The sequence below is a fragment of the Saccharopolyspora ipomoeae genome, assembly GCF_029952525.1.
Lineage (GTDB): Bacteria > Actinomycetota > Actinomycetes > Mycobacteriales > Pseudonocardiaceae > Saccharopolyspora > Saccharopolyspora ipomoeae.
In genome coordinates this window covers 87,159-104,984 of record NZ_JASAOF010000010.1, presented here as the reverse complement: position 1 = coordinate 104,984, position 17,826 = coordinate 87,159, and the positions used below count along the sequence as shown (strand labels likewise).

General features: G+C 70.8%; 17 protein-coding genes. 6 read left to right on the top strand and 11 right to left on the bottom strand.

Annotation, left to right across the window (positions count from 1 at the left end; all coding sequences use genetic code 11):
- Window positions 1–159 precede the first annotated feature (159 nt).
- The 4 genes from QFW96_RS17255 to QFW96_RS17240 are packed head-to-tail and all read left to right on the top strand — an operon-like array spanning window position 160 to window position 4,344.
- Entirely contained in the window at window positions 160–1,182 is a 1,023-nt protein-coding gene (locus QFW96_RS17255; RefSeq protein WP_281456693.1) for an aminotransferase class I/II-fold pyridoxal phosphate-dependent enzyme, read from the top strand.
- On the top strand, window positions 1,179–2,153 hold the full coding sequence (locus QFW96_RS17250) for a polyprenyl synthetase family protein (RefSeq protein WP_281456692.1): 975 nt from the start codon (window positions 1,179–1,181) through the stop codon (window positions 2,151–2,153). The genes QFW96_RS17255 and QFW96_RS17250 overlap by 4 nt, the downstream gene beginning before the upstream one ends.
- Before the next feature lie 2 nt (window positions 2,154–2,155).
- Complete coding sequence (locus QFW96_RS17245; RefSeq protein WP_281456786.1) at window positions 2,156–3,112, top strand: UbiA family prenyltransferase; 957 nt, start codon at window positions 2,156–2,158, stop codon at window positions 3,110–3,112.
- Window positions 3,109–4,344 carry an FAD-dependent oxidoreductase gene (locus QFW96_RS17240; protein WP_281456691.1) on the top strand — a complete coding sequence of 412 codons (1,236 nt, stop codon included), beginning with the start codon at window positions 3,109–3,111 and terminating at the stop codon, window positions 4,342–4,344. The genes QFW96_RS17245 and QFW96_RS17240 overlap by 4 nt, the downstream gene beginning before the upstream one ends.
- A gap of 20 nt (window positions 4,345–4,364) precedes the next feature.
- Here the strand turns inward: QFW96_RS17240 and QFW96_RS17235 are convergent, their stop codons facing one another.
- A complete protein-coding gene (locus QFW96_RS17235) occupies window positions 4,365–5,375 on the bottom strand; it encodes a methyltransferase (protein ID WP_281456690.1) in 1,011 nt (336 codons plus the stop codon).
- Window positions 5,376–5,535: 160 nt separating this feature from the next.
- On the opposite strand from QFW96_RS17235, the gene QFW96_RS17230 reads away from it, so the two are divergent.
- Window positions 5,536–6,369, top strand: a complete 834-nt coding sequence (locus QFW96_RS17230) for a TauD/TfdA dioxygenase family protein (RefSeq protein ID WP_281456689.1) — start codon at window positions 5,536–5,538, stop codon at window positions 6,367–6,369.
- A 78-nt stretch (window positions 6,370–6,447) separates the two neighbouring features.
- Here QFW96_RS17230 and QFW96_RS17225 read toward each other — a convergent pair whose 3' ends face one another.
- The 4 genes from QFW96_RS17225 to QFW96_RS17210 form a co-directional block, all read right to left on the bottom strand.
- Window positions 6,448–7,710, bottom strand: a complete 1,263-nt coding sequence (locus QFW96_RS17225) for a family 43 glycosylhydrolase (protein ID WP_281456688.1) — start codon at window positions 7,708–7,710, stop codon at window positions 6,448–6,450.
- Window positions 7,711–7,884: 174 nt separating this feature from the next.
- Window positions 7,885–9,030, bottom strand: a complete 1,146-nt coding sequence (locus tag QFW96_RS17220) for a damage-control phosphatase ARMT1 family protein (RefSeq protein WP_281456687.1) — start codon at window positions 9,028–9,030, stop codon at window positions 7,885–7,887.
- A gap of 410 nt (window positions 9,031–9,440) precedes the next feature.
- Window positions 9,441–9,632 (bottom strand): DUF397 domain-containing protein, encoded by a 192-nt coding sequence (locus QFW96_RS17215; RefSeq protein WP_281456686.1) that lies wholly within the window; start codon window positions 9,630–9,632, stop codon window positions 9,441–9,443.
- The gene (locus QFW96_RS17210) at window positions 9,629–10,486 is read right to left on the bottom strand and encodes a helix-turn-helix domain-containing protein (protein ID WP_281456685.1); all 858 of its coding nucleotides are present in this window, start codon (window positions 10,484–10,486) and stop codon (window positions 9,629–9,631) included. The genes QFW96_RS17215 and QFW96_RS17210 overlap by 4 nt, the downstream gene beginning before the upstream one ends.
- A 116-nt stretch (window positions 10,487–10,602) precedes the next feature.
- On the opposite strand from QFW96_RS17210, the gene QFW96_RS17205 reads away from it, so the two are divergent.
- Window positions 10,603–10,818 (top strand): HC3 family zinc finger protein, encoded by a 216-nt coding sequence (locus QFW96_RS17205; RefSeq protein ID WP_281456684.1) that lies wholly within the window; start codon window positions 10,603–10,605, stop codon window positions 10,816–10,818.
- Window positions 10,819–11,020: 202 nt separating this feature from the next.
- Here the strand turns inward: QFW96_RS17205 and QFW96_RS17200 are convergent, their stop codons facing one another.
- Genes QFW96_RS17200 through QFW96_RS17175 form a run of 6 tightly spaced genes read right to left on the bottom strand, consistent with a single transcriptional unit; the run spans window position 11,021 to window position 17,757 of the window.
- On the bottom strand, window positions 11,021–12,037 hold the full coding sequence (locus tag QFW96_RS17200; protein ID WP_281456683.1) for an LLM class flavin-dependent oxidoreductase: 1,017 nt from the start codon (window positions 12,035–12,037) through the stop codon (window positions 11,021–11,023).
- Between the two features lie 37 nt (window positions 12,038–12,074).
- The gene (locus tag QFW96_RS17195; RefSeq protein WP_281456682.1) at window positions 12,075–13,436 is read right to left on the bottom strand and encodes an MmgE/PrpD family protein; all 1,362 of its coding nucleotides are present in this window, start codon (window positions 13,434–13,436) and stop codon (window positions 12,075–12,077) included.
- Window positions 13,437–13,456: 20 nt separating this feature from the next.
- The gene (locus QFW96_RS17190; RefSeq protein WP_281456681.1) at window positions 13,457–14,620 is read right to left on the bottom strand and encodes an acyl-CoA dehydrogenase family protein; all 1,164 of its coding nucleotides are present in this window, start codon (window positions 14,618–14,620) and stop codon (window positions 13,457–13,459) included.
- A 3-nt stretch (window positions 14,621–14,623) separates the two neighbouring features.
- Entirely contained in the window at window positions 14,624–15,829 is a 1,206-nt protein-coding gene (locus QFW96_RS17185) for a CaiB/BaiF CoA transferase family protein (protein WP_281456680.1), read from the bottom strand.
- Window positions 15,826–16,350, bottom strand: coding sequence for a MaoC family dehydratase (locus QFW96_RS17180; protein WP_281456679.1), 525 nt, complete (start codon window positions 16,348–16,350; stop codon window positions 15,826–15,828). Before QFW96_RS17180 ends, QFW96_RS17185 begins: the two co-directional genes overlap by 4 nt.
- 24 nt (window positions 16,351–16,374) lie before the next feature.
- Window positions 16,375–17,757, bottom strand: coding sequence for an MFS transporter (locus QFW96_RS17175; protein ID WP_281456678.1), 1,383 nt, complete (start codon window positions 17,755–17,757; stop codon window positions 16,375–16,377).
- Window positions 17,758–17,826 lie beyond the last annotated feature (69 nt).

The following is a 17,826-nucleotide window of genomic DNA, read 5'->3' as shown; positions in this document are numbered from 1 at the left end:
CGGGAGAACGCGGATCAAGATCGTCGACGTCAGGCTCTGAGTGCGGGGAGAACTGCGAAAAATTCGTCTCGCCTGATTTCCGGAACTTCCCTCTGCGCTCGAACGCTGCGCGCTCGTGAGCAGGCACGCGCGCACTTGTCGAGGAACGGAGACCGGCCTGTGCCCACCATTCGGCACCAGTTGTCCCTCAACGAGAACTTCGCGCCACCGCTGCCCGGTGTCCGCGAGGCCGTCGTGGCGGGATCGGAGCGGATCAACCTCACCCTCGACGCGATGTCGGCCGGTCTGACGCGGGCCATCGCCGAGCACCACGGGGTGGACGCCTCGCGGGTGTTCGTCGGGCCCGGTTCGGGTGCGCTGCTGCAGCAGTTCCTGACAGCGTTCGCCGGCGGTGGCGAGATCGTGCACGCGTGGCCGTCGTTCGAGATGTACCCGCTGCTGGTGCGCTGCGCGGGTGCGACGGCCGTGCCGGTGCCGCTGCGCGACGACGCGCACGACCTGGCCGCGATGGCCGACGCCGTCACCGAGCGGACCAGCGTCGTGCTGCTGTGCAACCCGAACAACCCGACCGGCGCGGCGTTCGGCGCGGACGAGCTGCGCGCGTTCCTGGACCGGCTGCCCGCAGGGGTGCGCGTGCTCATCGACGAGGCCTACGCCGACTTCGCCGATCCCGCCGAGCTCGCCGACGGACTGCGGGCGGCGGCCGAGGACTCGCGGGTGACGGTGGTGCGCACCTTCTCCAAGTCGCACGGGCTGCTGGGCCTGCGGGTCGGCTACCTCGTCGCCGACCCCTCGGTGGTGACGGCGCTGACCCCGGGCTCCTACTTCTACCGGGTCAGCACGGTCGCCCAGGACGCCGCGATCGCGGCGCTGGGAGCCGAGGAGGCGATGCGCGAGCGGTGCGCGGCGGTGGCCGCCGAGCGCGACCGGGTGCACGCGGGACTGCGCGAGCTCGGCATCGACGTGCCGCGCAGCCGGGCCAACTTCCACTGGCTCAAGCTGGGCGAGGGCAACGAGGAGTTCGTGCGCCGATGCGCGGAGGAGGGCATCGCGGTGCGCACGCTGGCCGACGGCGCCGGGGTGCGGGTCACGGTCGGCACGGCCGAGGCCAACGACGAGCTGCTGGAGGTCGCGCGCCGGTTCGTCGCGGATTCCGCAGCGCAGCGACCGGTTTCGGCATGAACGACGACGGATTCGCCCCGGAGCTCGTCGAGCTGCTCGGCCGGGAGATGGACAAGCGGTGGTCGGCGGTGGCCGACCGCACCGAGCAGATGGCCGGGCACGCGCTGCTGGCTCCGGGCAAGATGCTGCGGCCGGTGCTGCTGCTGACCTCGGCGGAGGCCACCGGCGGGAACAGCGCCCCGCTGCTGCCCGCCGCGCTGGCGGTGGAGTACCTGCACGTGGCGACGCTGGTGCACGACGACATCATCGACGACGACGAGCTGCGCCGGGGCCGCCAGACGGTGCACGCCCGCTACGGGATGGCCGACGCGCTGGTCACCGGCGACTTCCTGATCCTGACGATGGTCACCGCCCTCTCGGAGTGCTCGGCCGAACCGGGCGCGGTGCTGGAGGCCGCGCGGGTGCTGGCCGGCGCGGGCGCCGACGTGTGCCGGGGCCAGGTGCGGGAGTCGGAGATGGCGGGCGATCTGACCTGCCCGGTCGCCGACTACCAGGAGATGGCGGCGCTCAAGACGGGCGCGCTGTTCCGGGGTGCCTGCCGGGCCGGAGCGATCCTGGGCGGCGCGACCCCCGAGCAGGCCGACGCGGTCACCCGCTACGCCGAGCACCTCGGCGTCGGCTTCCAGATCTACGACGACCTGCTGCCCTACCTGGGCGAGGGCACCGGCAAGCCCGCCACCAGCGACGTGGCGAACCTGCGCCCGACGCACCCGGTGCTGGTGGGCCACGAGAACGCCGACAGCGCCGGGAAGGCCCGCTTCGCCGAGGCGCTGTCGGGCGAGCTCCCGGCCGAGGAGGCGCACCGGTTGATGCGCGAGCTGCTGGAGTCGACCGGCGCGCTGGAGCTCAGCCGCTCCCGCGCCGCCGAGGAGATCACCGCCGCCCGCGACAGCCTGGCGGGCCTGCCGGGCGCGGAGGCGGTCGAGCGGATGCGGGCGATCGCGGACCTGTCCATCGACCGGAGCCGGTGACGATGCGGACCGCGCTGTGGGCGCACGTCCAGACCTCCCGGCCCTACACCCTCTCGTACCCGGTGCTGGTGGGCGTGGCGGGCGCCGGGGTCAGCGGGGCGGCCGGGTTCGCCGAGTTCGCGCTCGCGGGCTCCGGCACCGCGTTCGGCTGGCTGTCCGCGCACTACCTCGGGGACTACTTCGACCGGGACCTGGACCGGCTCGCCAAGCCGCAGCGCCCGATCCCGTCGGGGAGGCTGGCGCCGGGCACCGCCGTGTTCTGCGGCGTCGGCTTCGCTCTGGCCTCGGCGACGGTGCTGACCTGGGCGAACTCGCTGGCGTTGCCGCTGGTGCTGCTGGCGCTGTGCGGGATCGTGGCCTACAGCCGGTTCTGCAAGGCGATCGGCCTGTCCGGGAACCTGGTGCGCGGTCTGGTGACGGCGCTGGCGTTCCTGATCGGTTCGATGGTCGCCGACCCGCTCCCCGGGTGGTCGGCGGTGGCGTTCGCGCTGGTCTTCCTGCTGCACGACACGGCGTCGAACCTGGTCGGCACGATGCGGGACGTCGACGGCGACCGCTCCGCCGGGTACCGCTCGGTCCCGGTCCGCAAGGGGCAGCGCTACGCCGCCCGGCTGGCCGTCGGGCTCTACGTCGCGGCGATCGGCATCGCGATGCCGGCTCTGCTGTGGCCGCACCGGCCCGGTTTCGCGCTGCTGCTGACCGTCGCGGCCGGGGCCGGTCTGATCGCGGTGCTGCCGCTGGTGCGGCTGGCGCCCACGTTGAGCCAGGCTCGGGCGCTGCGCGCGCACGAGATCCTCGTGGTGGAGCGCCTCGTGCTCGCCGCGGCGATCCTCGCGCGCACGGTGCCCCTTCCCGTCGTGCTGGCCCTGCTGGTCCCGGCGCTGGTGTTCAGCGCGTGGACCCAGGCGGTGATGCGGTCGCGGCACGAGATCCCGGACGAGGAGGCCCTTCCCGGATGAGTGCGGAGAACGCCGATGCCGTGGTCTGCGGCGCGGGTGTGGGCGGGCTCGCCGCCGCGCACGCGCTCGGTGCGCTGGGCCTGCGGGTCGTGGTCGTCGAGAAGCGCGCGACGGTCCCCCGCATCCCCAAGGGCGAGGTGCTGCAGCCCGGCGCGCTGAAGATCCTCCGAGCCTGGGGCGTGAGCGAGGTCCTGGAAGAGCGCGGCGCGGTGCGTCTTTCGCGGCTGGTGGCGGTGGAAGCGCGCGGCCGGATGGCGCTGGACTACTCGCAGCTGCCGGACGGGTCGAACTGGCTGCTCTCGGCCGACCACGAGTCGATCCTGGAGGCGCTGGCCGACACGCTGCCCGACACCGTCGAGCTGCGCCGGGGCGTCCCGGTCTCCGACGTGGTCCGCGACGGGGGCCGGATCGCCGGTGCGGCGCTCAACGACGGCGAGATCCGGGCGCCGCTGGTGGTGGCCGCTGACGGGATCTCCTCGCGGTTGCGCAAGGCGGCCGGGATCGAGGCGCGGCGGCGGGACTACCCGCACCGGCTGGTCGCCCTGGACCTCGCCGACGTGCCCGACGCCGCTCCCGAGGTCGTCGCCCACACCACCGCGCGCGGCCTGCGGATGCGGTACCCGTTGCCGGGCAGCAGGATTCGCCTCTACGTGCAGATCCAGCCGGACGAGTTCCGGGGCATCGACGACGTCGGGCTGCGCGGCTGGACCGACTCCCTGCTCACCGAGCTGCCGGAGCTCGCGGAGTTCGAGGAGCAGCTGCGCACCGCCGTGGAGCACCGGCAGACGCTGCCGGTCTCGCACTTCACCGCGCCCGCGATCGCGGCACCCGGCATCGCGCTGGTCGGCGAGTCGGCGCACTCGGTGCACCCGATGGCTGCCCAGGGCATGAACAGCGCCATCTACGACGCCCACGCCCTGAGCACCGGCCTCGCCGAGCGGTCCGATGTGGACGGCGCGTTGCGGGACTACCAGGACCGCAGGCTGCCGGAGATCGAGCAGATCGGCACGATCAGCCACAACGCCTCGCGGATGCTCACCGACCTGTCGTGGGCGGGCCGCGCCATCGGGCGGCGGGCGCTGCGCAACACCGGCGCGAACCGGCGGCTCAGCTACCAGGTGATGCACAACCTCGCCGGGCTCGGGCTGCACCCGATGACGCCGTTCGACCGGCTCTGCCAGCTCGGCCTGGTGCCCGATCCGCGGTCGCGGCGCCGGCCCCGATGGGCGTGAGGACCGGCGCCGTGCGCGGCTCAGCGCTTCCCGCACTCCACGACGACGAGACCACCGGGCCAGGTGCGGGTGTCCAGGACGGTCAGGCCCGCCTTGTCCGCCAGCACCTCGAAGTCGGCGACGCTGCGCTCCCGGCCGCCGAGCAGCACCAGCGACTGCAGGTCGAACGAGGTGTTCTGCTGGGCGTGGGAGTCCCCGGCGAGCACCTCGACGATCACCACGCGGCCGTGGCCCGCGGCTTCGGCGCAGCGCCGCAGGATCCGCGCAGCGTCCTCGTCGTTCCAGTCGGTGAGCACCCGCGAGACCAGGTAGACGTCCCGGCCGGTGGGCAGCTCGTCGAAGAAGCTGCCGGGCACGAACGTCGCCCGCTCGGCCACCCCGGCCTCGCGCAGGAACTCCTCGGCCTCCGGCTCGACGGCGGGCAGGTCCAGGACCTCGCCGTCGAGGTGCGGGTTGGCCTTGACGATCTCCGACAGCAGCGCGCCCTGCCCGCCGCCGATGTCGATGACGCTCCGGACGGGCTCCCAGTCGAACTCGGCGGCCAGCACCGGGCCGGTCTGCCAGGCGTAGGCGACCATGACGTCGCCGAAGAAGCGCCGCAGGTCGTCGTCGCGCTGGTAGTCGTCCCAGAACGGGGTGCCGTGCACCGCGCCGTAGGCCGACGCGCCGGTGCGCACCGAGTGCAGCATGCCGCTGAAGGCCAGGTCCATCCGCGCGCCCGGGCCGTCGAGGAGCAGCCAGTCCTTGAGCCACTTGCCGTCCTCGGCGAGCAGCCGGCGGGACAGCGCCGTGAGCCCGTAACTCCCGTCCTCGTCGCTGAACAGTCCGATGTGGACGAGGTGGCGGAGCAGCCGCTCCAGCGCGTCCCGGTCGGCGCCGCTCGCCTCGGCCAGCGCGGCGACGTCGCCGGTGCCATCGGCGATGAGCTCCGGCAGCTTCAGCGTCACCGCCGTGCGGATGGCGAAAGGTGTCGCCAGGTCGATGAGGCCGGCGAGTTCGAGACCGGCCTTGCGCGATTCCTCGGAATCCATGGAACTCTGCTTTCTCTCGGATTGAAGACCCGTCCGCCTCCGTGCTTTTCATCCTTACCGACTGCTCAACACCACGTCAACGCACGTGCGCGCAACGACCCACGTGGGCGCGAGCGCGCCCGAAAACGACTGCAGCAGAGAGAGAACGAGGTGATCACCCATGTCGAGCATCGACGTGCGCCCGGCTTCCGGCGCGCTGGGCGCCGAGGTCCGCGGAGTCGACCTGGAAGGGCTGACCGAGGAGACCTTCGCGCAGCTGCACGCGCTGCTGCTGGAGAACCTGGTGCTGTTCTTCCCCGAGGCCGAGGAGCTCTCGCCCGAGGCGCACAAGGCCTTCGGTCGGTTCCTGGGCGAGCCGGAGGTGCACCCGTTCCTGCCGAAGCTGGAGGGCCACGACGAGATCGTCGTGCTCGACTCAGACCAGGGCGCGAAGGCCGACGTGTGGCACACCGACGTCACGTTCCAGGCGAGCCCGCCGATCGCGTCGATCCTGCAGATCGTGCACTGCCCGCCGCGCGGCGGTGACACGATGTGGAGCAACCAGCACCTGGCCTACGAGAACCTCTCGGCGCCGCTGCGGGACTTCCTGGACGGGCTCACCGCCGTGCACTCCTTCACCCACCCCAACGGCACGGTGTTCGAGGCCGAGCACCCGGTGGTGCGCGCGCACCCGGTGACGGGCCGCCGCTCGCTGTACGTCAACCGCATGTTCACGCTGCGCATCCCGCAGCTGCGGCGCGCGGAGAGCGACGCGATCCTGCAGCACCTGTTCACCGCGGCGGAGCGCCCGGAGAACGTCTGCCGCTTCAGCTGGACCGAGGGCGCGATCGCCATGTGGGACAACCGCGCCACCCAGCACTACGCGGTCAACGACTACACCGAACGCCGCATCGGCCGCCGCGTCACGATCCTCGGCGACGACCCCAAGGGCGACGAACCCCGCTGGCCCCACCTCACCGACGCCACGTCGGCGGCGGACTTCCGCTCCAAGTAGTGCGCGGTTCTGGCCCGAACCGTCCTGGCTCAGACGAAGTCACGCCCGGGCGGTTCGGACCAAGACCGCCGGCCGCCCTCACCCCCGGCGCCGCGCGTACACCCGGTTCCCCGACGGCCCGGTCCACTCCATCCGCACGATCCCCGCCACGGCGGCGTCCTCCTTCCGCCCGGGAACGCTCCAGTACCCGGCGGCGGGGTTCCGGAAGAACGTCGCCCACAACGCCCCGTCGGCGTCGACGAACAGGTTGTTGTGCCCGGCCCCGATCCCCGCGGTCCACCGCCGGGAGTACGGCCCCTCGAACCGGTCCGACACCGCGATCACCGCGTCGTACTGGAACTTCTCCCCCTCCGGCGTGTAGGCCTGCCGCCCGTTCGCGCCCTTCTTGTTCCACGCGGCGTGCACGAGGTAGTACTTGCCCTCGTACTTGATCACGTGCGCGCCTTCGAGGTAGGGCTCCGGGTCGTAGCGCTGCTGCTGGAACGTCGGGAGGTTCGTCTTCGGGACGATGTCCTCCATGTCGTCCTGGAACTCGGCGTAGAGGTCGTTGTGCAGCACCAGCCAGGCCTTGTCGCCTTCGGTGTGGAGACCCCCGTCGATGTGGTAGTACCGCTTCTCGTCGACGTCGTCGGGGACACCGGGGTTGCGGTCGCCGAAGGGCTTCTCCAGGTTCCCGTTCACCACCCGGTACGGCCCGGCCAGGCCGCCTTCGCTGCGCAGCATGAACGACCCGACCTTCCGCGACGAGTCCCCCATGCACGCCACGATGAACCAGGTCCCCCGGAAGTGGTGCACCTCGGGCGCCCACGCGGCGCCGCGCTTGTTCTCGCCCTCACCCCAGTAGGTCTGCCACGGCGCGACGACGGTCCGGCCCGGCTCGTTCTCGGTGACGAACTCCGGCGACCACACCTTGCCCTTGTCAGCGTCCGGCCGGATCCCGGTGGTGTCCACCAACTTCCACGGCCCGTCGAGGGATTCGGCGGTCCACACGAAGATCCCGTCGTTGTACCCGCCCGCCGTTGCGGTCCCGGCGGGCCGAGTGGTCCCGGTGGCGACGTAGACGGACTTGCCGTCGACGACGAAGTGGTTGACGTAGGTGTCGCGGATCCACACCCGCCCCCGCTCATCGTCCCGGGGCCGCAGTTCGAGGTCCAGGACCCGCGTGTTGTCCGCCCGCAACTTCAGGTCCTCCCGCTGGTCAGCCGTGCCGTAGGGCTCCACGGCGGGCCAGTTCGGCGGGTACTCCTGCGCCGACCCGGTAGCGGGCAGGACGGTCGCCACCCCCAGCGCTCCGACCCCGCCGATCAGCGCGGACCGACGGTTCACCTGCGCACCGAACATCGCTGCCTCCCCAGTTCTCCGATCTCGCGGTCGACGTTCCCCCATCGACCGCGAGATCGACGCTACCGCGATCTCCGGAGCACGGCCGCGAATTCGCCCTCCCCCATCAGGATCGCTTCGCGGCGGGAGAGCCCGAGGTTGCCCGGACGTGATCGGGGACACATCAGCGCGTAGTCACCGCCGGGTCTGGATGAGGGCGTGGGAGCCCTGCGTGCGCCAGGCCTGACCTTCGGCGTCGAGCGCGGACACCGCGTCGGTGTCGAGGCCGACGATGACCTCGGACTTGAGCACGCGGAGCGTCGCCACCGGTCCGGGGAAGTGCGCGACGGCATCGGCGAAGGGCAGGGTCGCGGGCCAGTGCCGGTCGCCGACGAGGCGCCGGTAGTTGAGGTCGCCCTTGAAGATCGTGACCGAGGCCGCGGCGAACTCGGCGCGCAGGTCGTCGGGCATGTCGGCGTACTCCTTCGGCGCGCAGAAGAACGGGTGCGAGCGCACGCCGATCCGCCCTTCCCGCAACGAGTCCTGGACTCGACGTCCGATCTCGCCCGCTTCGCCGGGGATCGCGACGAGGTGGTGCAGGACTTCGACGACGTCGGTCGGGGTGGCGTCGGAGACGTAGTAGGGCGTCGGCTTGACGTGCAGCACGACCCGCTCGGCGCGGCCGGTGGTCAGCAGCCGGTCGAGGAGCACCAGGTCGGCGGCGAGCTCGCCGGCGGCGTTGTCGGCGACGAGGTGGACCTCGCCGGGTTCGCCGAACAGCGCCCAGAACTGCTCGGGCGAGCCGGTGACCAGCCCCGACGTGGTGCCGCTGGCGTCGGTGGACAGCTGGAACGCCAGGTCGGCCTGGTTGCCCCACACCGCCGCCCGCACGGCGGCGGCGTCGCGTTCGGCGACGTCGAGCTGCGGGAGCGCGTCGAGGGCCTTGAGCGTGTCGGCGGTGGCGGCGCTGTGCAGCTCGGCCCGCTTCATCGGCGCGAACGGGTCGACCCCGCGCCACGGCCCGGAGGAGAAGAATCCGGTTGCCGCGAGGAGCTTCCGGAAGAAGTAGCTCTCGGCGAACAGGAACGAGGTCTGCGACCACGGCTTGCCGACCTCGTCGGCGATCCAGGCGTTCCAGACGTCGTGATCCGGAGCGTCGTCGTCCAGCGGCGCGACGACGCCGCCGGTGGATTCCTCGAACAGCGCGGACAGGGCGTCGCGCACGTCGGGGCCGAAGGGGTGCGCCGCGCACAACCGCTCGATCATCACCGGGTGCCGCTCGTGGAACACCCGCCACCCGAACGAGCCCGGTTCCTCAATACCGATCAACGGCGCGTCCACGTTCCCTCCTCGGTTCACCCCACGTGCGGCCGCACCGATTCGATCATCTCGATCCGGAACCGGCTCATCGACGGCGTCCACGGCGTCGGCCCCGCGGTCCACGTCGGGCGGGACGTGCAGGTCGCACGGCACCCCGGCCTCACGCAGCCGCCGAGCGTAGCCGAGGCCCTCATCGCGGAACAGATCGAGGCCGCCGACTTCGAGCCACCCCCGGTGGCAGCTCGCCCGGGCCGCCGCGCCGCCCACGTTGCCATCGGCCGTTGACAGGGGACAGTTTTAGCCATAATCACCCATGATCAATGTCCGAAATATCGGGACAATTATGGCTAAAACTGTCCCCCTCCAGAGGCGACCACCCCACTGAACGCGGAAAGGGCACAGGGTGAAGACGTGAGCCGTCGCTTGCGATTCTAGTCCGCGAAGCGGTTGAGCTTGAGCGCGTGCACGAACGCACTCCACTGGGAGGGAGTCGCCGTGACGAAGCCGCCTGCCGGGTGCTTCGAGTCGCGCACTGCGGTGTGGCCGGATAATCGGGCGACCTCGACGCATTCGCCGTTCGGGCCGCTGTAGCTGGACTTGCGCCAGTTCCGCACTTCGTTCACCACTGGGCCTCCGTGCTGCTCGCGATCTCTTCGATGAGCTCTGAGGTAGTTTCAGGACTCAAGGCAACTCTGCCGATCAGGTCGACCGCGTGTCCATACTCGTGAACGTCATCTGTGTCGACGACGAAGGCTCCCGAGCTGAAGTGCTCGAAGTGAACCACTGAGGGCGAGTCCGGGAACTCGTACAGGACGAAGGGACCGAGCACTCCGGGGTGCCAGCCCACGCTGGGGCGCACGAGCTGGACCGTCACGTTGCCCCGGAGCATCAGCTCGCGGATGTGGCGGAGCTGATCAACCATAACCTCGCTCGACCCGATTCGATCCCGCAACGCGTTCTCGCCCAGCAGCACGTGCAGGTCGAGGGGTTTTTTGCGCGTGATCACCTCCCGGCGAGCGATGCGCACCATGATCCGGGCCTCGATCTCGTTGGGTGGCAAACCGGCTGCTTTCAACAGCGCCCGCGCGTAGTCGGTCGTCTGGAGCAGCCCTGGGATGAGCATGGGCGCCCACTGGTAGATCGCCGAGGCCGAGCGTTCGCATTCGACTGCGCCTGCGAGTTGCTGGGGGATGCCTGGCATGCCGACTGTGAGCCAGTTGGGTTCGCTGGCGTGCTTGGCCAGATCGACGATCCGCCTCTTCTCAACTCCCGTGATGCCGGCTGCGGTGAGGAGGGAGGCGACGTCTTCCGGAGTCGGTACTCTGCGGCCGGTTTCCCAGTGGGAGATCGTGCCGTGGCTCATGCCGAGGCGTTTGCTGAGTTCGCGGCCGCTGATGCCGCATTCCTCGCGGACCGTGCGGATCGCTGCGGCCAAGGCGCGAGCTCTCGGGGTCATCGTGTTGGCGTCTACAGGCACGAGACGAAACGTAGGCCCTCTGAACTGGTATATCCATCGCTCGATCAGGTACTTGATCGCTGACTAGTAGACGTCGATTCTGATGTGGACAGTCACAGATCACCTGGGGGTCAGCGATGTATCCGTTTCATTGGGTTCCGTCGGCATTGGCACGTCATGCGAGCGAGGACCCGCGCCCGGAAGGAACTTTCGTCTACCCGACCGGGACTTCGGTGTCGACGCTGTGCGGCTTGACCGAGCAGAGCGCCGACAACTCCGAACTCGCCTGGTTCTGGCCCACCTGCGAGGACTGCTACGAGAAGGCTCGAAAGATAGCGGACTCCTTGCCCTAGCCCACCTCCCATCCCGAGGTGACGGATTACGGCAGTATTCCGTCACCCCGATTACTCCCGTAATCCGCCACCGGAATACGGGAGTAATCCGTCACCGGATTACGGCAGTTTTCCGTCACCGGATTACGGCAGTTTTCCGTCACCGGATTACGGGAGTTTTCCGTCACCGGATTACTCCGGTAATCCGTCAGCCCACCGGGGGTCAGGACGAGCGGAGGGCGGGGGCGACCTCGGTGGCGAGGAGGTGGAGCGACGCCAGGGCGTCTTCCACCGGCATCCCCGCCCAGTCGGTGCGGAGGATGAAGTGGTTGACACCCAAGGAGTCCCGCCACGGGAGCAACGCGTCGACGCAGTCCTGCGGGGAGCCGACGATGAAGCGGTCGTCGGCGAGTTCGGCGTAGTCGGTGCGGAAGGATTCCCGGTCCGGCATCACCTTGTCCTGGCCCCAGTCGGCGTAGACCTGGTACTTGCGGGTCAGGTGCGGTCGGGCGAGCTCCAGGGCGCGATCTTTCGTGGGGGCGCAGTAGATCTCGCGCATGAGCGGCAGTTCGCGGACGGGTTCACGGCCCGCTACCGCGCGTTCGGCGTGGAACAGGTCGAGCTGCCTGCGGATCGTGGCGCTCGTGGCGTGCGGGTTGATCATCCACGTGTCGGCGAGCCGGGCGGCGCGGCGGACCGCGCCGTCGGAGTTCGCCGCCATCCACACCGGGGGCTTGCTGCGCGGCAGCGACGTGGAGCGGACGCCATCGAGGCGGCACCACGGGTTGTCGGCGTGGACCGGTTCGCCGCTCCACAGCTCCTGGACGATGCGCAGGTTCTCGGTGAACCGCTTGACCTTCTGCTCCGGCGGGATCCCGAACGCCGCGTACTCGACCTCCCGGTAGCCCAGGCCCACGCCGAAGACCGAGCGCCCGCCGGTGACCGCGTCGAGGCTCGCGAAGTTCTCGGCCGTGTCGACCGGGTTGTGCAGCGCGAGCAGGTGGATCCCGGTCCCGATGCGCATCTCCCCTGCCTCGGCCGCCAGCCGGGCCAACCACGGCAGCGGCTGGATGTGCGAGAACGACTCGGGCAGGTGGTGCTGCCCGGCGAACACCGAGTCCAACCCGCCGTCCCGGGCGGCCCGGACGAGGCGGAGCTGTTCGCCCAACGCCTCGACCGGGTCCCGCCCTTCGGGCTGCTGGTGGGTCAGGAAGACTCCGACCCGCACCCCGTCAGCCACAACAGAATCAGCCACAACAGAGTCGGCCACCACGGGGTCAGCCACGGCAGGCCTCCGCGAAGTCGGCCGCCGGGGTGTTGTCGCCGAGCGAGAGGACCGCGTCGAGCACCTTCTCGGCGGTGGCCGTCGAGGCCGCGGTGCCGATGGTGTCGTGGAACTTCGCGACGATCTCGTCGTTGCTCAGCGGGCGCTCGTCGTGGCCGCGGTTGACCTGCTCGCGGTGCCGCAGCACCCGCCCGTCGGCCAGCTCGATCTCCACGTATCCGGAATACGCTCCGGGGAAAGCGCTCTCGTCGTCGTCGACGACGGTCACCTTGCCCGCCAGGTCGAGAATCCCCCTGTCCCGCAGCGCCTCGTCCTCCAGCTCGGTGAGCGTGAAGCGCCCGCGCTGCAGGGCGGCCGCGACCACGAACGGGAGGCTGAACTTGGCGTCGTACTCGTCGCGCGGAGCCCACTTGACCTCCAGCGGCTCGCACACGACCTTGCCCGGCACCGGGTGGATGGCGCACCGGATGCTGCTGATCTCGGTGTCGCCGATCTCGGGGCGCAGGATCAGCGCGGCGTCGGCGAAGGCGTGGATGAAGTGGCAGATCGGGTAGGGCTTGACGGCGGTGCGCATCAGCTCCCACGTCTCGCCCCAGCCCTCGACCACGGCCTCGGGGCGCGTCTCGCGGCCGGTCAGGTGCGTGTTGTAGAGCCCGAACCGGCCTTCGTAGACCTCGTTCGGCCCGGTCCAGCCCGCCTTCGCGAAGCCCGCGGCGGTCAGGCCCGACATGGCCGCCCAGCCCGGGTGCAGGCGCTTGGTCCAGGCGCCGTCGGCGAGGAACTCCAGCAGACCGGAGCTCATCGACCCCACGATGCCCTGGGCGGTGGCGAGCCCGTCGGCGTCGAGCCCGGTGATCTTGCCCGCGGCCACCGACGCGCCGAACGCGCCCGCGACGGCCGTCGGGTGGAACCCGACGTCGTGGAACCCGCCGGCCCCGCCGACGCCGACCCGCGCCGAGACCTCCACGCCGAGGACGTAGGCCAGCAGCAGGTCCCGGGTGGTGGCGCCCTGGGCGACCGCCGCCGACAGCGCCGCGGGCAGCGCGGCCGCCGAGACGTGCGTGACCGCCGGGATGTGGGTGTCGTCGAAGTCCATGCCGTGGATGAGCACGCCGTTGAGCACCGCGGCGTCGCGCGCCGGGAGCCGGTCGGGCATCGCCAGCACCGGGTGGTCACCGCCGCCGAACGCGCTCAGCGCGTCCCGCGCGACCGCCGCGAACGGGTAGCGGGTGGAGGCGAAGGCGAGTCCGACGGCGTCGAGCACGAGGTGCCGGGCGCGCAGCAGCACCTCCTCCGGTACGTCCGAGAGCGAGGCCTTCGCGGCGAAATCGGCCACCTGCCGGGACAGAGTCATCGTCGATCCTCCTGTTCGCGTCACCGCAACGTCGCCTTGCCCGCGAGCAGCGCCTTGGCGACCACGCCGCGCAGCACGTCGTTGGTGCCCTCGCCGATCGACATCAGCGGGGCGTCCCGGTACAGCCGCTCGACCTCGAACTCCGTGGAGTAACCGTAGCCGCCGTGGATGCGCATGGCGTCGGTCGCGCAGGCCAGGGCCTGCTCGGAGGCGAAGATCTTGGCCATGCCGGACTCGGTGTCCATCCGCACCCCGTCGTCCATCCGCGAGGCCGCCCAGTAGGTCATCAGCCGCGCCGACTGCAGGCGCACGGCGATCTCGGCGATGCGCAGCTGCACCGCCTGGAAGTCGCCGATGGGCTGGCCGAACGCGGTGCGGTCGCGGGCGTAGCCGAGTGCTTCCTCGTAGGCGCGCTGGGCGATGCCGACGCTGCGCGCCGCGATGTTGATCCGCCCGGTCTCCAGCGACGACAGCGCCTGCTGCATGCCGCGCCCCTCGACGCCGCCGAGCAGCTGGGAGGACGGGACCCGCACGTCGGTGAGCACGACCTCGCAGGACTCGGTGCCCTTGTAGCCGAGCTTGCCGATGTCGCGGGTGACTTCCAGGCCGGGCGTGTCGGCGTCGACGAGCAGGATGCTCATGCCCCGGTGCGCGGGGCTGGCGCCGGGATCGGTCTTGACCAGCACCGGCAGCGGGTCGGCGTGCCGGGCGTTGGTGATCCACATCTTGGTGCCGTTGATGACGTAGTCGTCGCCGTCGCGGCGGGCGGTGGTGAGGATGCCCTGCAGATCGGTGCCCGCGCCGGGTTCGGTGAGCGCGATGCCGGTGCGGCGCTGCCCGGTGGCCAGTTCCGGCAGGTACTTGGCCTTCTGCTCCTCGGTGCCGTGCCGGGCGAGCATGAAGCAGGACACCGAGTGGCTGCCGAGGATGCCGGCGATGCCCATCCAGCCGCGCGAGATCTCCTCGAAGGCCAGCGCGAACGACACCGTGTCGGCACCGAGCCCGCCGTGCTCCTCGGGGACGGCGAGGCCGAACAGGCCGAGCTGCTTCATCCCCTCCACGATCTCGGTCGGGTACCGGCCGGACGCCTCCCAGTCGCGGGCCACCGGCACGATCTCGCGGTCGACGAAGTCGCGCAGCGTGTCGCGGAACAGCCGTTGTTCGTCGTTGAGCGTGAAGTCCATTGCTCAGCCCTTCCCCAGCACGCCGGCTTCGTGCAGCTCGGCGATCGCCTCGTCGGTGTAGCCCAGGTCCCGCAGGATCCGGTCGGTGTCGGCGCCCATCGCGGGCGCCGGTCGGGTCGGCGCCCGGTCGGCTCCGGGCGGGCCGACGCGGACGGCGCTGCGCAGGGTGCGCACGGTGCCGAACGCGGGGTGCTCGGTGCTGGCGATGAGGTCGCGCTGCACGGTGTGCGGTTCGGTCATCGCCGCGGCGACGTCGTTGATCGGCGCGCACGGGATCGACGCCGCGTACAGCGGTTCCAGCCAGTCGGCGACGGTGCGGGTGCGCAGGATCCCCTCCAGCTCCGGGAGGAGTTCCGCGCGGTGGCGGTCGCGGTCGGCGAAGGTCTTGAAGCGCTCGTCGGCGGCGAGGTCGGGCCTGCCGATGACCTCGGTGAGCCGCTGCCAGAACTTCTCCTTCGCGCAGCCGATCACCAGCCACCCGTCGGCGGCCTCGAACGCCTGGAACGGCACCAGCGACGGGTGCGCCGACTGCCGGGTCCGGGCGGGCTCGTACCCGGCGGTGAGGTGCCAGGTGCCGGGGTAGGTGAGCAGGCTGATCGCGGTGTCGTAGAGCGACAGGTCGCAGTCGGTGCCGATGCCGTCGCGGCGGGCGGCGTGGATGCCCGACAGCAGCGAGATCGCCGCCACGTACCCGCCGCAGTAGTCCACGAGGGACAGACCGGTCTTCTGCGGCGCACCACCGGGTTCGCCGGTCAGCGACATCCACCCGCCGAGGGCCTGCAGCACGTAGTCGTAGCCGGGTTCCTTCGAGCGCGGCCCGGTCATGCCGAAGCCGGTCAGCGAGCAGCAGACGATGCGCGGGTTGACGTCCTTGAGGTCGTCGTAGCGGATGCGCAGCTTCTCCGGCACGTCGCCGCGCAGGTTCGAGTACACCGCGTCGGCCTCGCGCACCAGGTCCTCGAAGACCCCGCGGCCCTCGTCGGTGCGGATGTCGAGGGTGATCGAGGACTTGTCGCGGTTGAACGACTGGAAGAACAGCGAGTCGCCGTCGGTGGCGTAGGGCGGGACGGTGCGCCCCACGTCGCCGTCGACCGATGGGTCCTCGATCTTGATGATCTGCGCGCCCAGCTCGGCCAGGTGCATCGAGCCGAAGGGGCCCGCGCCGTACTGCTCCAGCGAGACGATCCGCACGTCCTCCAGGGGCCTCATGACTCCTCCAGGCTCAGCGGCTCGGTGGCCTGCGGGAACAGCGTCCCCGCCCCGCCGGCTTCCTTCTTGTGCACGTAGAAGGTGCGCTTGAACGACAGGACCTCGACCGCGTCCTGGTTGAGGGTGCGGGTCTTGACGGTGACGATGCCCGCCTTCGGGCGCGATCCGGACTCGCGCTTGGACAGCACGATCGACTCCGACCACAGGGTGTCGCCGGAGAAGACCGGCGCGGTCAGCTTGAGCTCGTCGAGACCGAGGTTGGCGAAGGCGTTCTGGGTCAGGTCGGTGACCGACTGCCCTATGGCGATGGAGATCGTCAGGGGCGAGACCACCAGCATCTTCCCGAATTCCGAGTCCGCGCCGACCTGGGCGTTGAAGTGCGCCTGGTTGGTGTTCATCGTCAGCAGCGTGAACCAGGTGTTGTCGGTGTCGGTGATCGTGCGGCCCAGCGGGTGCTGGTAGATGTCGCCGATCTCGAAGTCCTCGAAGAATCGGCCCTGCCAGCCGGGTTTCACGGACATGCGTTGCACACTCCTTCGTCGCGCTCAGGCGCGTTCGATCTCTTCCAGTCGGCGGTTGGTGGTGCGCTCGCCGAACAGCAGCATCACCAGGCCCATCGCCAGGGCGGCGACGGCGAGGTAGACGTAGACGGCGGGCAGCCCGAGGCCGGAGTACAGGCCCGCCACCAGCAGTCCGCCGACCACACCGGCCAGCCGCCCGGAGCCGTTGGCGATGCCGGATCCGAGTCCGCGCAGGTGCAGCGGGAAGACCTCGGCGATGTAGGTGTAGAGCGTGGCGACACCGGTCTGCATCAGCATCGCGGCGCCGAAACCGCAGATCAGGATGGCGGCCGAGTGCGGGATCAGGCCGAACAGCAGCAGCAGGACGGCGACCGCGACCTGCAGCCCGAAGATGACGGTCTTGCGCTCGAAGCGGTCGATGATCGGCATCGCCAGCAGCGCGCCGGGCACCGCGGCGATCGCCAGGATCGAGGAGAACGTCAGGCTCTGCGCGGTGGTGTAGCCGCGCTCGACCAGCAGCGTCGGGACCCACGAGCTGAAGCCGTAGAACGACAGGATCAGGAACACGCAGGCCAGCGCGGCCACGATCGTCTTGCGCAGGGTGGCGCCGCGCAGCAGTTCGCCGACCTTGCCCGCGACGACGGGCTTCTCGGCGACGGGTTCCGGCAGCGGTTCGCCGGTGCGCTTCTCGGCCTGGGCCTCCAGCTTGGCGACCAGGGCCTCCTCGCCGCCGGTGAGGCCGTGGGCGGCGCGCCAGCGCACCGACTCCGGCAGCACCTTCAGCGCGATGACACCGGCGATCGCGCCCAGCGCGCCGATCACGAAGATCCACCGCCAGCCGCCCTCTCCCAGCGGCACCAGCAGGCGCGCGGCCCAGGCCGCGATCGGAACTCCGGCCAGGCCGATGGCCAGCAGCAGCGCCTGCCAGCGGCCGCGGTGGGCGCGCGGGAACATCTCGCTGACCCACACCAGCAGCACGCCGGTCATGGCCTGCAGGCCGAAACCGGTGAGCACGCGCAGGATTCCGAGCGACCACGGGCCGACCGCGAAGGCGCTCAGCAGTGAGAACAGCGAGTAGGTGAACACCGCGCCGATGAGCACGGGACGACGTCCGATCCGGTCGGAGAGCCGGCCGCCGACGATGGCGCCGACGAACATGCCGACGAACCCGGCGGAGGTGATCGCGCCGACGGCGCCGATCGACAGGCCCCACTCGGCGCGCAGGGCCGGGGCGGCGAAGGCGAAGGAGTTCAGGTCGACCAGGTCGAAGACGAACAGCGAGCCCAGCAGCCAGGCCCAGCGGTGGTGCTGCGGGGTGACGACCGGGATGCGGTCCAGGCGGGCGGTGAGGTCGGTGGTCGTCGGCGGTGCCGCGCCGGTGCCGGGTTCGGACGGTCGAGACGCCATTGTCGTGCTCCCTCCGGCGCGCTGCGCTGCGCGCTCCTCGGGCCCCGCGCCGGTGGTGCGCGGGGCGAC

Excerpts from the sequence above, each read along its gene's own strand:
- QFW96_RS17250 (WP_281456692.1), top strand. The coding sequence starts at position 1,179 with ATGAACGACGACGGATTCGCCCCGGAGCTCGTCGAGCTGCTCGGCCGG.
- QFW96_RS17245 (WP_281456786.1), top strand. The coding sequence starts at position 2,156 with ATGCGGACCGCGCTGTGGGCGCACGTCCAGACCTCCCGGCCCTACACC.
- QFW96_RS17240 (WP_281456691.1), top strand. The coding sequence starts at position 3,109 with ATGAGTGCGGAGAACGCCGATGCCGTGGTCTGCGGCGCGGGTGTGGGC.
- QFW96_RS17235 (WP_281456690.1), bottom strand. The coding sequence starts at position 5,375 with ATGGATTCCGAGGAATCGCGCAAGGCCGGTCTCGAACTCGCCGGCCTC.
- QFW96_RS17230 (WP_281456689.1), top strand. The coding sequence starts at position 5,536 with ATGTCGAGCATCGACGTGCGCCCGGCTTCCGGCGCGCTGGGCGCCGAG.
- QFW96_RS17225 (WP_281456688.1), bottom strand. The coding sequence starts at position 7,710 with ATGTTCGGTGCGCAGGTGAACCGTCGGTCCGCGCTGATCGGCGGGGTC.
- QFW96_RS17205 (WP_281456684.1), top strand. The coding sequence starts at position 10,603 with ATGTATCCGTTTCATTGGGTTCCGTCGGCATTGGCACGTCATGCGAGC.
- QFW96_RS17195 (WP_281456682.1), bottom strand. The coding sequence starts at position 13,436 with ATGACTCTGTCCCGGCAGGTGGCCGATTTCGCCGCGAAGGCCTCGCTC.
- QFW96_RS17190 (WP_281456681.1), bottom strand. The coding sequence starts at position 14,620 with ATGGACTTCACGCTCAACGACGAACAACGGCTGTTCCGCGACACGCTG.
- QFW96_RS17185 (WP_281456680.1), bottom strand. The coding sequence starts at position 15,829 with ATGAGGCCCCTGGAGGACGTGCGGATCGTCTCGCTGGAGCAGTACGGC.
- QFW96_RS17180 (WP_281456679.1), bottom strand. The coding sequence starts at position 16,350 with ATGTCCGTGAAACCCGGCTGGCAGGGCCGATTCTTCGAGGACTTCGAG.
- QFW96_RS17175 (WP_281456678.1), bottom strand. The coding sequence starts at position 17,757 with ATGGCGTCTCGACCGTCCGAACCCGGCACCGGCGCGGCACCGCCGACG.